A 12,812-nucleotide genomic window follows, 5' to 3' on the forward strand; every position below is an offset into this window, starting at 1 on the left:
TTATTTTAAAAAATCTATGGAGATATGTTGTTTAGTTAAAAATTCATTTTCTTTGGCAAGGTTATATGCCGTTTCATTAAAAGCGGTGATTAATTCTTTTTTAGCGCCAATGGATACAAGGTATTTTAGCACTGTATCATCTTCTGCCACCATTGCCGCTTTATGCAATGCGGTTAGACCCTCTTTATTTTTGGCATTTACATCCACGTTGTATCTTTCAACTCGCTTTAATAGCGCCAATCCATTTTTAACCAGTATTAAATGGTAAAGAGAACTGCCGTTTTTTTGAGTCGCTGCGATATCAAAACCTTTGTCTTCTAATAATTTTAATTTAACATCAAAAGCTTTTGGGTTTTGCGCAAAAGTTGGGATTAGGTAATAAGCTAAATTATATCCATCCGAATCAACTATTTTAATGTCAGCACCTTTATCTATCAATAACTTCACTATTTCTGGCGTGTTTCTACGCACAGCATAAGCTAATGCTGTTATGCCTTTTTTATCAGCTTGATGAAGGTTTTTAGATAAATTAATCAACCTTGTTAAAGTCGCTAAATCATCATTGGTACTTGCTGCGTACATTAGAGGAGTAATGCCTTCGTTGTTTGCCTTATTTACCTCTACTCCTTTTTCTATAAAGTAGTTGATAACATCCAGTTGTGTAGGTTTCCTTACTATATAATGCAGCACATTTTCACCTGAGACAGATATTACATTTGGATTTAAGTTAAGGCTTACTAAATATTTATAAAGCTCAAGCCTCGCTCCAGAACTTCCATATGTGCCTATGCTCGCTGCAAGAATTGCATCTTTATTAAACTTTACTCCTTTAGCAATTAATGCTTTTAAAACTTCGATATGGCCACCTTTTACAGCATAATCAAAAGCTGTTTTCCCTATTGAGTCGGTACTTTTAACATCAACACCTTTATTGATGAAATAACTGATTAATGAAAAATCCTTATCATAAGGTGCTAGTAGCAATAAAGCGTTAGCACCACCAACTTTTTCATTCACCACGTCGGCACCTTCTCTAATACAGATATCATAAACCCTAGTATTGGTTTGCCCTATAGCAGCTGCATAAGATAGTACTGTGTAACCAAAATTATCTCTTAAATTGGTTTTTGCACCCTTACTAATCAAATACTCCATTAGCTCAATATTAGCGTTGCTTGCTGCAGAATATAAATAGGTACGTCCATTAGAAACAATTTTGTTAATGTCATTTCCTTTTTGGCTCAACATAAATTGAATCGTTTCCATTGTCGAATGGGCGTTTATAGCATAAACCACAGCATCAGCATCATAAGGACCAGCGATAGTTGCGCTGTTACCTTTAGAAATCTCACCCTTGATACGCTCAATACTTGGTTTTTCTTCCCAAAATGCAGGGTCGTGGAAAACATTCTTCTGCCCAAATACAGAGATGCAGCCAAACATTAAGAATATAAGTAAGCGTGTTTTCATTAGTATTGATTTCTCAGCTATTGCTTAATTATTTAATTTCTGCTACAAATCTAATAAGAATTAGTCTAAATAAGGATTGTTTTGCAGAAAAACTTCTAACTTATTTATAGAAATAAATGCCGTGAGCTATTAAAAAATGGAGAATTTTCCTTTCATCCTGCCCTCCCGTTTACATCAAGCGCAAAAATAGTGATTAAAATTAATTTTTATTTAGACTGATTCTTGTTAATTTTACCGAACAATTAAACACATAGCCCCTAGATTCTTATTAATTATGACCTATTTAAAAATTAAAACTACTCTTGTAGTCATTTTAACTTTTGTTTCAATTACTGCAATGGCACAAAAAAATGTATTTCTTGACCAAGCATTTTGGAGAACTAATCCAGCTGTTGACCAAGTTAAGGCAGAAATAGCAAAAGGTAATAGTCCATCGGAACTTAGTTCAAATAGTTTTGATCCTGTTGTAATGGCTATTAATGCAGGAGCGCCTACTGAATCAATTAAATTTTTACTTGCCCAACCTGGTAATGATGTAAACAAACTAACTCACGATGGTAGAACTTATATCTTTTGGAGTGCAAGCAGAGGAAATGTAGAATTGATGGAATATTTATTAAGTAAGGGTGCTAAATTGACCATTAAAGATAGCAATGGTTCAACACCACTTAATTTTGCTGCATCTGGCGGACAACAAAACACAAAAGTTTACGATCTATTAATAGCAAATGGAGCTGACTTAAAGAAGGACTTAAGTAGTCAAGGTGCAAATGCCTTGTTATTGACTATCCCATCTGCAAAAGATTTTAAATTGGTTGATTATTTTGTTGCTAAGGGTTTAAGCTTAAACAGTGTTGATGCTAAAGGCAATACTGCATTTAATTATGCGGCAAGAGCAGGAAACATTGAACTATTAAAAACCCTAGTTTCAAAAGGTGTTAAGTATAATGATAATGCCATGTTAATGGCTACTCAAGGTGGTAGAGGTGCAATAGCAAATACACTGGAATTATTCCAATATCTAGAAAGCTTAAAAATCAATCCTGCTGTAATTGGACCAAATGGCGAAAACGTATTGCACAGTATTGCTAGAAAGCCAAAACAAGAAGAAATTATTAAATATTTCATTTCTAAAGGTGTAGACATCAATAAGGCTGATAAAGATGGTAATACGCCATTTATTAATGCTGCTGCATCTAATACAGATATACAGTTACTTACTTACTTAAGTACATTAGTTAAAAATATCAACCAAGCTAACGTTAAAGGAGAAAGTGCGCTTACAATGGCCGTTCGTAGTAATACAGCGGATGTAGTTTCACTTTTAATTTCTAAAGGTGCAGATATAAACGTAGTTGATGCAGCAGGCGATAACTTAGTAGCTTACTTAATACAAGGCTATAATCCACAAAGAGGAACTGAACTATTTGAAGCTAAACTTAAATTACTGCAAGAAAATGGTGTTGATTTTAGTAAAGCTCAAAAAAATGGCAATACATTATATCACCTTGCGTTAGCAAAAGAAGACTTTGCCTTACTAAAACGTATTGAAAGTTTTAAGGTTGATGTAAATTCAAAAAACAAAGAGGGAATTACAGCGCTTCATAAAGCTGCGATGACCGCTAAAGATGATAGCGTTATGAAATATTTGATTTCTATTGGTGCAAAAAAAGATGCTGTAACAGAGTTTAAAGAAACAGCTTTTGACTTAGCTAAGGAAAACGAATATCTTTCTAAAAATAAAGTAGCAATTGATTTCTTAAAATAATCAATTAATAAATACTAAACCAAAACACCCTTATTATTGTTGTTTAACAAATTAAGGGTGTTTTTTTTTACCGTTAATTTCTATCTAGTAAATCCTAAAAACTATGGAACCTATTAAAAGAAGAAAATTTATAGACTTATCAGTTAAAGCAGCAGGTGTTTTTACTTTTGCAAGTATGGCTGGCTCAAGCCTTAATGCTCTTGCTCTAGAAACCGATAGCGTTGCAGCGTTTGCATTTGCCCAGATTCCTTTGCCTTATGCCTACAATGCATTAGAACCTGCAATAGATGCTTTGACAATGGAAATTCATTACACCAAACATCATGCTGCCTATGTTAAAAACGTAAATGATGCCATCAAGGCGGAAAACTTGACTTATAAGAATGAGTTGGAATTCTTTTCTAATGCATCAAAATTATCAGCAAAAGCTAGAAATAATGCTGGGGGAGTTTGGAATCATAACTTCTTTTGGGAATCAATGCATCCTGCTCCATCGACTAAACCAACTGTAAAATTGAAAGAAGCAATAGACAAATCGTTTGGTTCTTTGAGTAACATGAAAGATGAATTTTCTAAAGCAGCATTAGCTCAATTTGGTTCTGGATGGGCTTGGCTAACTATTGAAGATGGAAAGTTAAAGATAGGTTCTACTCCGAATCAAGATAATCCATTAATGGATAATGTGGCTTTTAGAGGTACACCCTTACTTGCAATTGATGTTTGGGAACACGCTTATTACCTTAAATACCAAAATAAAAGAGTAGATTATATTAATGCTTGGTGGGATACCGTGAACTGGGAAAAAGTTGCACAACGGATGTTATAAATTGTTGTCATTCCCAACTTGTTCCGATAGCTATCGGAAGGGAATCGTAATGCAACAAAATTGTTCTAAATAATAGATATTTAAGAAAGCCAGATTTTCAGAATCTGGCTTTCTTGTTTTAATACTTTTCAATTAATATTTGGATTGATGAAATATTTATATTTACTTTGTATTACAAAGTACTTTTAAATATAATAAGAAGGTGTTATTAATGAGAACAGTAGAAAAAAGCTTAAGGTTGCATTTAAGGGTTAATATCATAGTTATTATTATTGGTTTAGCAGTAAGTGGAATAACTGCATTCCCAATAGAAACTGAACTTTCTTATTTGGTTAATCACACTAATAATTTACCGATTGCATTGCAAACATGGATAAAAACTGTTTATACTGCTGTAAAAGACACAAACCATAACTATCCTTATTTAAGTTACGGAACAGATTGGCTTGCTTTTGCTCACATTATGCTTGCGATTCTTTTTATAGGCCCATTAAAAAACCCAATCAAAAATAAATGGGTAATTCAATTTGGAATGATTTGTTGTATTTCTATAATCCCTTTGGCGTTTATTGCGGGAAGCATTCGCCAGATACCATTCTTTTGGCAGTTGATCGACTGTTCTTTTGGCATAATAGCCATCATCCCTTTGGGTTTATGCCTTTTAGATATTAAAAAACTTGAAACATTAAATGAATATGAAATTTACGTTTAACCTGTTCTATTTTATTTGGTCTTCGCTCTTATTAGGAGTAGAAATAATTATTGGCTTTTTTATAAGAGATAATTGGATCAGAGCCTATTTCGGCGATTTCCTAGTCGTTATTTTACTTTACTGTTTGATAAAGAGTTTTTCCAATACTAAGGTTAGTCCTACCCTATTTTGGGTTTTAATGTTTAGTTATTTAATAGAAACCCTACAATACTTTCGCTTTGTAGAACTGATTGGCTTACAGCATATACCACTTGCCAACACACTAATTGGAACTTATTTTTCTTGGTTAGATATGCTGATGTACACCTTAGGAGTTTGTTTCGTAGCTATTATTGAATTGTTGAGGAGACAACATCAAACCGAAAATGAATTAAAAATGTATTAAGATGAGTGATTTTGTAAAAGAAAATTCTATAGTAAAAAAAATCTGGGGTAATACAGATACAATACTGTTTATTTTTGCTGGCGCAGCAGCTGAATTTAGCTTAAATAAAGCGGTAGATTGGTTATATTTTACAGGTAAACTGCCGAAAGACCCATTAGGCAGGTTATTTTCTACTGTTGCCTATGCGCAAAAAATTGTATTTGCAACTACCGAAAAAGCGAACGCGGCAATAGACCAAATTACAGCTATACACCAAAATGTAGAAGCGGCTAGGAATACTAAAATACCTGACTGGGCTTATAGAGACGTATTATTTATGCTGATTGATTATTCAATCCGCTCTTTTGAAATGTTAGAAAGAAAACTTACAGATTTAGAAAAACAAGAGATATTTGATACGTTCAATCGTGTAGGTAAAAGAATGAAAATAAGTGGATTACCGACTAATTATGCTGAATGGACAATTATGCACAGTTCCCAGTTAATGGAAAACCTAGCTTATGGCAATTTTTCAAAAGACCTTTACCAACAATACTTAAAACACTTGGGTTTTGTAAGATATAACTTGATGAAAAAAATTCAAGCTGTTTTGGTGCCAAAAGAAGTTAATCACTTACTGAAATTGGGTAAAGGAAAAGGTGTATCTTCTATTTTAACAATTTACAAAACAAGCCGAATTTTCAATTTGAACATTTTTTTAAGGAACCTCCTTCTTCCTAATACCTACAAAGCTCAAATTTTGAGTATTGGTAATGTACGTTAAAAGCATTTAAAATGAATGTCAGTCTGAGCGTAGTCGAAGACCTACAAAATCCTTCACTTCGACATCGCTCAGTGCAGGCTCACTTAGGATGACAGGCGACCTTTAACTCAACTTCCATTCCGGTCTTTCAAAATGGCAAGTATAGCCATAAGGATGTTTTTGCAAATAATTTTGATGTTCTTCCTCTGCACTCCAAAAATCAGTTTCTGGAACAACCTCAGTCACAATTTCTCCGGGCCATACGCCAGAAGCATCCATTTCTTCAATTAATGCGTTTGCTGTTTCTTTTTGAGCATCATTTACATAAAAAATAGCCGAACGATATGAACTACCAATATCGTTGCCTTGTCTATTTCTAGTGGTTGGGTTGTGAATTTGAAAAAAATATTCAAGTAATTTACGGTAACTTAATTTTGCTGGGTCAAATGTAATTTCAATACCTTCAGCATGCGTACCATGATTGCTATAAGTCGCATTTGGAACATCGCCACCAGTATAACCAGCAACTGTCGAAATTACACCTGGGTAATGACTAAAAAGTTCTTCAACTCCCCAAAAACAACCACCAGCTAAAACTGCTTTCTCTGTATTCATATCTATTTTTCTTTAATTATATAAAGTTACGATGTGTTACTGTAGATGACAATTTTGTCTGTGTTTTAAAAGTCAAAATTGAGATTTATAATTTTATAATCTAAATAACTATCTTTAAAACTCATCTCAATTCCAACAACCAAATTATCTGAAATGTTTAAAATCTATTTAGCTTTAATTTCCTTCTTTAGCCTTTTGACTTTCCAATCTACAGCTACACAAAAAGAATTTTATCAGTTAAAAATATATCACATTAAAACTGCTCAACAAGAAGAAAAAGTTGATGCTTTTTTAAAGCAAGCTTATCTTCCAGCACTACACAGGGCCGGAATTACTAAAGTTGGGGTGTTCAAACCTATTTATCCGACAGATGTTGTACCGACGGAGAAATTGATTTACGTATTTGTTCCTTTCCGTTCTTTTGATGGAATAGCAAAACTTGAACAACAATTAGTAAAAGACCAAACTTACCATATTGATGGAAAATCATATTTAGAAGCTGTTTATACAGAACCACCGTACGAAAGATTAGAAATCATTTTAATGAATGCGTTTGATGGGCATCCCAAATTTACAATGCCCCAATTAACATCCCCACTTAAGGATAGAGTTTATGAATTGAGAAGTTACGAAAGCCATACAGAAGCTATTGCCAAAAATAAAATTGAAATGTTTAACAAAGGTGATGAAATTGGCTTATTTAAACGCTTAAACTTTAACGCCGTTTTTTATGCTGAAGTTGTGGCAGGAAGTCGAATGCCCAACTTAATGTATTTAACTACGTTCGAAAACAAAGCAGACAGAGATGCGCATTGGAAAGCTTTTGGTGCAGATGCTTTTTGGAAAACCTTATCGGCATTGGCACAATACAAAAACAATGTTTCTAAAAACGATACGAAGTTTATCTCCCCTACTGAATATTCGGATATTTAATGATTTGTAGCATTAGCGAATCACTTAATTAAAGTCAGTTCAAGTGAAATGAGCTTAACTCGTTTACTTGCTCAGCTACCAAATTAAGTGCTTTTTTTGTTTCTAAAATTGAACTGGCTGTTATTGAACTAGATTCTAATGCATTAATCATTAATGCCTGTACTGCATTAGCGTCCTTTGTTGTACAGCTAACCATTGATATCAACTCATCAAAAATAAGTGGATTTATAGCTTTTTTCTTAATTACATCATTTGAAAATCTATCGACACTTGTAAAAATATTAGTTAAGTAATCGGCTAGATTTTTAGTATCTAGTTCTAATTTATTTGCATTATCAGTGGCTATAGCTATTTCTTCTAGTGCAGAAGCTAATTCATTTTTTAAATCATTTATTTCTTTTTGAACATCCTTTATTTTCAACTGCAAATCATTCAATTCTGTATTATTTATTTCTGACTTTAACTTATTATAATTAACACCCAACGCTATTGCCATATCCAACACTTTTGAAGCAGAAACTTCAAAGGTGCACATTGCTGTTTCCATCCCTAGTTGGGAGAGTAACTCTGCTTTGTAAGCCACATCATTAACTTGTTTACTTAAATCTTTTGCATTTTCGTACATCTTACTGTTGCGGTCCGCTGCATTCACAATACTAAAGATACTTCCAATATCACTGGCAAGTTTCACAATAGCATTAAGTGCAACTTGAATATTTGCAGCTGCCATTGATGAATTAGCGATAGAAAGCTTACAATATTCATTAGTCTGCCTTGCAGATAACACTAAATCATCAATCAAATTACCGTATTTATAGATTTGATTCTTTAGCCCAACATAGACTTCTTGCTCTTTCAAATTTTTGCCGTTTAAGGATTGATCTAATTATAAAAGTTAATATAAAGATTATTTATTCAGTATCGATCAAAACAAGTTTCCGTTGTGATAAATTTATTTACTTTGTAATTCAAAGTACTTTCTTATATTTGTTTATTCATTATTTCAGTAAGGCTTATAATAAACCAAGGCATCGTGTTTTTCAAAATATCCCTTCAAATCAATATTAAAATTTATGCTTTCGTCACATTTTTTAGCCCACTCATCACATTTTATTTGCAATTAAAAAAAATCGTCGTATACTTGTGTACTATTTACCTAGTACACTAACTGATATATACACAGAAACAATCAAACAACAATATGAAAACGTCAATTTTTATACTCCTTTGCGCTTTTTTCAGTATTTCTGCAATGGCTCAAAACAATCCATCTTTACAAATAAGTGGAAAAATAGTAGACACGGTAGGCCAAAAGCCCATCAGCTTTGCTACAGTTTTAATAAAAAACGATAAAAAAGTACAGCTTAAATCTGTAGCAACTTCAAAAGAAGGCTCATTTACTATAACAGGTCTTTCAACAGGAAATTATTTTTTGAGCGTAGTTATTGTAGGTTACCAAACCAAAGTAATTTCAGTTTCATTAACCTCAAGCTCTAAAACTTTAGATATCATTTCTCTAAGCGCGTCTCCTACTCAATTAAAAAGTGTATCAATCACTGCTGATAGACCGCTAATCAAACAAGAAATAGACCGCATATCATACGATGTAAAAGCAGATCCAGAGAGCAAGGTTAATAACGTATTAGAAATGATGCGTAAAGTACCTATGTTATCTGTTGATGGTGACGACAACATCCAATTACAGGGGAATAGCAATTATAAAATATTAATCAATGGTCGCCCTTCTGGAATGATGGAGAGAAATCCGAAAGATATTTTAAAAAGCATGCCAGCTTCTAGCATCGAAAGAATTGAGGTAATTACCACACCACCAGCCAAATATGACGGAGAAGGTTTAGTAGGGATTATCAACATAATTACTTTCAAAAAAGCAGACAATGGCACTAATGGAACAGTTAACCTAAGTGAGCGTTTTCCTGTGGGCGGACCATCAATTGGTGGTTCATTTACTGCAAAACTGGGCAAATTAGGTATTGCAACAAATGCTGGTGGTAGCTTAAATAGTTCTCCACTACTTAACAATACCAACTCTAGAATAACCTTAAATTACCCCACCAACTTATGGCAATATGGTAACAGAGATCAATCTGGAAAAAGTGGTTACGCAGGTACAGAATTAAGTTATGAAATTGATAGTTTGAATTTAATTTCAGCACAATTTAACTACAACGCGAATGATAATGAGAGTTTAAGTAACCAATTTTCTTCATTAAACAACACTCAGCAACTTATCCACTCTTATCAATTACAAAACAATTTAGATGGAACAGGAAATGGAATTGATGCAGCTCTAAACTATCAATTAGGGTTTAAAAAGGACAAAAATCGCTTGTTAACTTTTTCTTACCGTTATTATCGTTTCACCAATAGTCAATACAACAATGTTGATGTATTGAATCAGGTTATCGATACAAGCAATCCGTCTGTAACAGCCTTAAAAGATTACCAACAAGAAAACACAGGAGGTTCTTCTGAACAAACAGCACAAATTGATTATGTGTATCCATTAAAAAAAGTAACAATTGAAGCAGGTGTAAAAGCTATTTTTAGAGATAACAGTAGTAACTTCGAATTTCTGTCTGTTAATCCTGCTGGCCAATTTGTAATTGATCCCCTTAGAACAAATAATTTTGACAACAAACAGAACGTATACGGAATCTATAATACTTACCAATTTAACATCAACAAATGGGGAGTAAAAACTGGTATCAGAGTAGAACAGACTCAAATTAAAGCTAATTTCTACGGAGCAGGCAATCAGTTAGATAATAGCTCATTAAACTTTATTCCTTCTATTTCTGTTAATCGCAAATTTAAAGACAATAGCAGTATCAATTTTGGCTTTACTTCTAGAATCCAAAGACCAGGTATTAATCAGCTTAATCCTTTTGTAGACCGTTCAAACCCTAACTTCGAATCTTCGGGTAATCCAGACCTTAAACCAATGGTTGGTCAAAGTCTTGAGGTTAACTATAGCAGATTCAAAAAGGCTTCATTAAACATCGGCTTTAGGGCAATTATTATCGATAACCTAATCATGCCTCAAGTGTCTACAGACCCAGTAACAAACATTACACGTAGCAGTTTTGCAAATACAGGTGGTGCAAAATTATTAGGCATAAACGTTAATGTAAATTACCCTTTCACCGCTAAATTAAGAGCAACGCTAGGTGCAATGGCTAATTACGGAATGGTAAATGGCGAAGTTAATGGTGTTAAAATTGATAAAAAAGGCTTAATGAGACGTGCTTTTACTTCATTAACTTACCGTGCTAGTAAAACTTTACAAGCCACTGGTAGCTTTAACTACAACGGACCAAACCTTTCTTTACAGGGAACTTCTAATTCTTTTGTTGCAAGTTCATTTAGTGTAAATAAAGATTTTTTCAATAATAAATTAACAATTTCATTTGCTGCTAATAATGCCTTTAGTAAATACAGAAAAGCAATAAATTACACTACTGGACCAAACTTTACCCAAGAAAGTTATAACCAAAACTACCAACGTAATTTCACTACAAGCATTAATTATCGCTTTGGTAAATTAAAGGATGCCATTAAGAAAAACAAAAAAGGAATTAGTAACAACGACGTTTCTGAAGGTTCGAACCTATAACGCCCACCATCAAACAAAAAAAAGATGAACGATAATTATATTATCAAAACAACAGGCCTGGAGCATTCCCATGCCAAAGGCACAAAAACGTTAACCAACATTAACCTGAATGTGGCTAAAGGAGATATTTATGGCTTCCTTGGCCCAAATGGAGCTGGTAAAACTACAACTTTACGCTTATTACTGGGCTTAACTAAAATACAAACTGGTAAAATCGAAGTATTTGGTCAGGAATTTAGCTCAAATAGGTTAGCTATCTTAAGAAAAGTTGGGTCGTTAATTGAAAATCCATCATTATATGGACACTTAAGAGCATATGAAAACTTAGAGGTGTACCGTGAAATATATGGCGCATCAAAGGCTAGAGTTACTGAAGTACTTAAAATAGTTGGACTAGAGCATACAGGGAAGAAAAAGGTAAAGTCATTTTCATTGGGAATGAAACAGCGCCTTTCTGTTGCGCTTGCCTTATTGCCGAACCCTGAACTGTTAATTTTAGATGAACCTGCAAATGGACTAGACCCTACTGGGATTATTGAGCTGAGAGAATTGGTAAAAAAACTAAACAAGGAAGAAGGAATGACCATCCTAATGTCTAGTCACCAATTAGCTGAAATAGAGAAAATGGTAAACCGAATAGGGATTATTTCTAAAGGTGAAATGATTTTCCAAGGTTCGATGAATGAATTAAAACAGCTACAAAAAAAGCAATCTAAACTGCTTATCCATACTTCAGATGATCAAACAGCTCTCCAAGTTCTAAAAGCGCATGAGCCAGAATTAATGGAGGGTGTAATTTCTGTCTCTTACCATAATGAGCAAGAAATTGCCAAAATGAGCAGAGCCTTATACGAGAAGCAATTAGATATTTATTTGCTTCATCCTCAACAAAATAACTTAGAACAATTATTTATGGACTTAACTACCCAACACGCATGAGCTTAGCCATTTCTTTAAAATCAGAATTCTTAAAAACCAAACGTTCGCCAACTTGGATTTTAACATTAATCATGGCCGCCTTTGCTCCTGCATTCATGTTATTGGTTTTCCAAGAAGAACAAGATGGTCACCTTTCAGATGATATTGCAAGGGTTAGTAAAGACGCTTGGAATTTCTATCATTATCAGGGTTGGGGAATCATTAGTATGGTCTTTTTACCAATGTTTGTGGTTTTAATGAGCACTTTATTACCCCAAATAGAATTCAGAAACCATACATGGAAACAAGTGTTCGCAGCCCCTCAATCACTGGGAAAACTTTATTTTTCTAAGTTTCTATTATTCCAGTTCTTTATTTTGGCTTTTATAGCACTACATATCATACTTGTGGGCATATCAGGATATTTCTCAGGCATCCTTAATCCAAGATTTAATTTTAGTGGAAACCATTTAGATTGGCTCAAAATGCTAATGCAACTGGGTAAAACTTATGTAGCTATTTTAGCACTTTCTACCTTTCAATTTTGGATGGGAATGCGTTTCAAAAGCTTCTTGGTACCTATTGGAGTTGGTGTTCTAATGTCAATATTGGGTATGATTAACATGATTGGTTTTCCAGTAGTCGATGCCGATAAATACTTTTTTAACTTTTCTGGTTTCATTGTTATTAAAAGTAATGCTGCTAAAGTTCCTTATGTCTTATGGAGTTCTGCAGCTTATGCAGCAGCTTTTTTAATCTTAGGGTTTTTAGATTTTAGCCGAATAAAAGAAAGATAGTTTTCATTA

At 33.6% G+C, this 12,812-nt stretch carries 12 protein-coding genes; 9 read left to right on the forward strand and 3 right to left on the reverse strand.

The features are described 5' to 3' along the window. Positions 1 to 1,470, reverse strand: coding sequence for an ankyrin repeat domain-containing protein (locus EZ428_RS13645; RefSeq protein WP_131553721.1), 1,470 nt, complete (start codon positions 1,468 to 1,470; stop codon positions 1 to 3). 274 nt (positions 1,471 to 1,744) lie between these two features. Between EZ428_RS13645 and EZ428_RS13650 the strand changes: the two genes are divergently transcribed. From EZ428_RS13650 to EZ428_RS13670, 5 genes are all read left to right on the forward strand, one after another. Then, positions 1,745 to 3,238 carry an ankyrin repeat domain-containing protein gene (locus tag EZ428_RS13650; protein ID WP_131553722.1) on the forward strand — a complete coding sequence of 498 codons (1,494 nt, stop codon included), beginning with the start codon at positions 1,745 to 1,747 and terminating at the stop codon, positions 3,236 to 3,238. Between the two features lie 103 nt (positions 3,239 to 3,341). Next, positions 3,342 to 4,064 (forward strand): superoxide dismutase, encoded by a 723-nt coding sequence (locus EZ428_RS13655; RefSeq protein ID WP_131553723.1) that lies wholly within the window; start codon positions 3,342 to 3,344, stop codon positions 4,062 to 4,064. A 211-nt stretch (positions 4,065 to 4,275) separates the two neighbouring features. Continuing rightward, positions 4,276 to 4,776 carry a hypothetical protein gene (locus EZ428_RS13660; RefSeq protein ID WP_131553724.1) on the forward strand — a complete coding sequence of 167 codons (501 nt, stop codon included), beginning with the start codon at positions 4,276 to 4,278 and terminating at the stop codon, positions 4,774 to 4,776. Next, positions 4,760 to 5,161 carry a ribosomal maturation YjgA family protein gene (locus tag EZ428_RS13665; RefSeq protein WP_131553725.1) on the forward strand — a complete coding sequence of 134 codons (402 nt, stop codon included), beginning with the start codon at positions 4,760 to 4,762 and terminating at the stop codon, positions 5,159 to 5,161. The genes EZ428_RS13660 and EZ428_RS13665 overlap by 17 nt, the downstream gene beginning before the upstream one ends. A 1-nt stretch (position 5,162) precedes the next feature. Next, on the forward strand, positions 5,163 to 5,924 hold the full coding sequence (locus tag EZ428_RS13670; protein WP_131553726.1) for an oxygenase MpaB family protein: 762 nt from the start codon (positions 5,163 to 5,165) through the stop codon (positions 5,922 to 5,924). A 102-nt stretch (positions 5,925 to 6,026) separates the two neighbouring features. On the opposite strand, the gene msrA is transcribed toward EZ428_RS13670, so the two are convergent. After that, complete coding sequence (gene msrA, locus EZ428_RS13675; RefSeq protein WP_131553727.1) at positions 6,027 to 6,518, reverse strand: peptide-methionine (S)-S-oxide reductase MsrA; 492 nt, start codon at positions 6,516 to 6,518, stop codon at positions 6,027 to 6,029. Positions 6,519 to 6,671: 153 nt separating this feature from the next. On the opposite strand from msrA, the gene EZ428_RS13680 reads away from it, so the two are divergent. Continuing rightward, positions 6,672 to 7,451, forward strand: a complete 780-nt coding sequence (locus EZ428_RS13680; RefSeq protein ID WP_131553728.1) for an NIPSNAP family protein — start codon at positions 6,672 to 6,674, stop codon at positions 7,449 to 7,451. 34 nt (positions 7,452 to 7,485) lie between these two features. On the opposite strand, the gene EZ428_RS13685 is transcribed toward EZ428_RS13680, so the two are convergent. After that, positions 7,486 to 8,310, reverse strand: a complete 825-nt coding sequence (locus EZ428_RS13685; RefSeq protein WP_131553729.1) for a hypothetical protein — start codon at positions 8,308 to 8,310, stop codon at positions 7,486 to 7,488. Between the two features lie 342 nt (positions 8,311 to 8,652). Between EZ428_RS13685 and EZ428_RS13690 the strand changes: the two genes are divergently transcribed. From EZ428_RS13690 to EZ428_RS13700, 3 genes are read left to right on the forward strand one after another with little or no spacing between them, the layout of a single operon-like run. Next, the gene (locus EZ428_RS13690; protein ID WP_131553730.1) at positions 8,653 to 11,088 is read left to right on the forward strand and encodes a TonB-dependent receptor domain-containing protein; all 2,436 of its coding nucleotides are present in this window, start codon (positions 8,653 to 8,655) and stop codon (positions 11,086 to 11,088) included. 24 nt (positions 11,089 to 11,112) lie between these two features. Then, positions 11,113 to 12,027: an ABC transporter ATP-binding protein gene (locus EZ428_RS13695; protein ID WP_131553731.1), complete on the forward strand. Its 915-nt coding sequence runs from the start codon at positions 11,113 to 11,115 to the stop codon at positions 12,025 to 12,027. Then, positions 12,024 to 12,803, forward strand: a complete 780-nt coding sequence (locus tag EZ428_RS13700) for an ABC transporter permease (protein ID WP_131553732.1) — start codon at positions 12,024 to 12,026, stop codon at positions 12,801 to 12,803. Before EZ428_RS13695 ends, EZ428_RS13700 begins: the two co-directional genes overlap by 4 nt. The last annotated feature ends 9 nt before the right edge of the window (positions 12,804 to 12,812 follow it).

The sequence above is a fragment of the Pedobacter frigiditerrae genome, from assembly GCF_004331645.1.
Lineage (GTDB): Bacteria > Bacteroidota > Bacteroidia > Sphingobacteriales > Sphingobacteriaceae > Pedobacter > Pedobacter frigiditerrae.

Bases quoted from the DNA above. Each gene is read 5' to 3' on its own strand.
- EZ428_RS13645 (WP_131553721.1), bottom strand. From the start codon at position 1,470: ATGAAAACACGCTTACTTATATTCTTAATGTTTGGCTGCATCTCTGTA.
- EZ428_RS13650 (WP_131553722.1), top strand. From the start codon at position 1,745: ATGACCTATTTAAAAATTAAAACTACTCTTGTAGTCATTTTAACTTTT.
- EZ428_RS13655 (WP_131553723.1), top strand. From the start codon at position 3,342: ATGGAACCTATTAAAAGAAGAAAATTTATAGACTTATCAGTTAAAGCA.
- EZ428_RS13660 (WP_131553724.1), top strand. From the start codon at position 4,276: ATGAGAACAGTAGAAAAAAGCTTAAGGTTGCATTTAAGGGTTAATATC.
- EZ428_RS13665 (WP_131553725.1), top strand. From the start codon at position 4,760: ATGAAATTTACGTTTAACCTGTTCTATTTTATTTGGTCTTCGCTCTTA.
- EZ428_RS13670 (WP_131553726.1), top strand. From the start codon at position 5,163: ATGAGTGATTTTGTAAAAGAAAATTCTATAGTAAAAAAAATCTGGGGT.
- msrA (WP_131553727.1), bottom strand. From the start codon at position 6,518: ATGAATACAGAGAAAGCAGTTTTAGCTGGTGGTTGTTTTTGGGGAGTT.
- EZ428_RS13680 (WP_131553728.1), top strand. From the start codon at position 6,672: ATGTTTAAAATCTATTTAGCTTTAATTTCCTTCTTTAGCCTTTTGACT.
- EZ428_RS13690 (WP_131553730.1), top strand. From the start codon at position 8,653: ATGAAAACGTCAATTTTTATACTCCTTTGCGCTTTTTTCAGTATTTCT.
- EZ428_RS13695 (WP_131553731.1), top strand. From the start codon at position 11,113: ATGAACGATAATTATATTATCAAAACAACAGGCCTGGAGCATTCCCAT.
- EZ428_RS13700 (WP_131553732.1), top strand. From the start codon at position 12,024: ATGAGCTTAGCCATTTCTTTAAAATCAGAATTCTTAAAAACCAAACGT.